1 protein-coding gene is annotated in these 1,240 nt (G+C 44.4%); it reads left to right on the top strand.

Annotated features, from left to right (window positions below; translation table 11 throughout):
- Positions 1-275: 275 nt before the first annotated feature.
- Positions 276-1,187 (top strand): magnesium transporter CorA family protein, encoded by a 912-nt coding sequence (locus AB0N03_RS52415; protein WP_010891392.1) that lies wholly within the window; start codon positions 276-278, stop codon positions 1,185-1,187.
- The last annotated feature ends 53 nt before the right edge of the window (positions 1,188-1,240 follow it).

Here is a 1,240-nt window from a genome sequence, read left to right as displayed (position 1 = left end):
GCGGTACGCGCCGCCTTGTTCCAAGCCGCCGGCACGAAGGCCGCCCGCGTCGAGATCATCACCGGCAAGGGCGCCGGGCAGCTGCGTACCCGGGTAAAACGGCTGAAACCTTTGATATGAGCGGTACCGACAAAATGGCAGCCCGACAAGGTTTCCGTTATATTCTTTATAAAAGTGTTTAGCAGTTGGGAATCGTTGACAATTTAAAAATTTGTCTGCAGCTTCTTTTCTTTTAGTCTAAAATAGAGGTTAATAACTAACAGGGGAATTACTAAATGATCAAACCCGAAAAGACAATCAATGGAACCAAATGGATTGAAACGATTCAAATCAATGCCGAAGAACGGGCAACCCTCGAAGATCAGTATGGCATCGATGAAGATATTATTGAGTACGTCACTGATAATGATGAAAGTACTAATTATGTTTATGATATCAATGAGGACTACCAATTATTCATCTTTCTGGCGCCGTATGCCCTCGACAAAGATGCGCTGAGATACATTACCCAGCCATTTGGCATGTTGCTCCATAAGGGCGTTTTATTCACGTTTAATCAAAGCGGCATACCTGAAGTCAACACGGCACTTTACTCGGCATTGGATAATCCCGAGGTTAAGAGCGTCGATGCATTTATTCTGCAAACACTGTTTACAGTTGTTGTCAGTTTTATCCCAATTTCTCGCGCCATTACCAAGAAACGCAACTATTTGGATAAAATGTTGAACCGGAAGACGAAGAACAGTGACTTGGTTTCACTTTCATATCTTCAACAGACGTTGACCTTTTTGTCCAGCGCGGTCCAAACCAATCTCAGTGAACTCGATCGTTTGCCAAAGACCCATTTTGGTGTCGGTGCTGACCAAGATAAAATTGATTTATTCGAAGACGTGCAAATTGAAGGAGAACAGGTCCAACGGATGTTTGAGATTGAAACCCAAGTCGTTGACCGAATCGATCATACCCTCAACAGCCTTGCTAATAACAACCTGAACGATACAATGAAATTTTTGACAATTTGGTCACTGACCATGGCTGTGCCAACGATCATTACCGGATTCTATGGGATGAACGTGAAGAAACTCCCGTTAGCCGGGATGCAAGATGCTTGGATGCTGACTTTGGGGATTTCTGTCGCCTTGATTGTGGCGATGCTGATTATGCTGAAGTTCTGGCGGAAGATGTGATGGGTGAGTGACTTGCTGCTGGGTGGGGGACTTTTTTGGAATGTGTATAGTTG

The sequence above is a fragment of the Amycolatopsis sp. NPDC051061 genome (assembly GCF_040682935.1).
In the GTDB taxonomy this organism is placed as follows: Bacteria; Actinomycetota; Actinomycetes; order Mycobacteriales; family Pseudonocardiaceae; genus Amycolatopsis.
The sequence above is the reverse complement of the archived record's forward strand: the minus strand, read 5'-3'. Positions and strand labels throughout refer to the sequence as shown.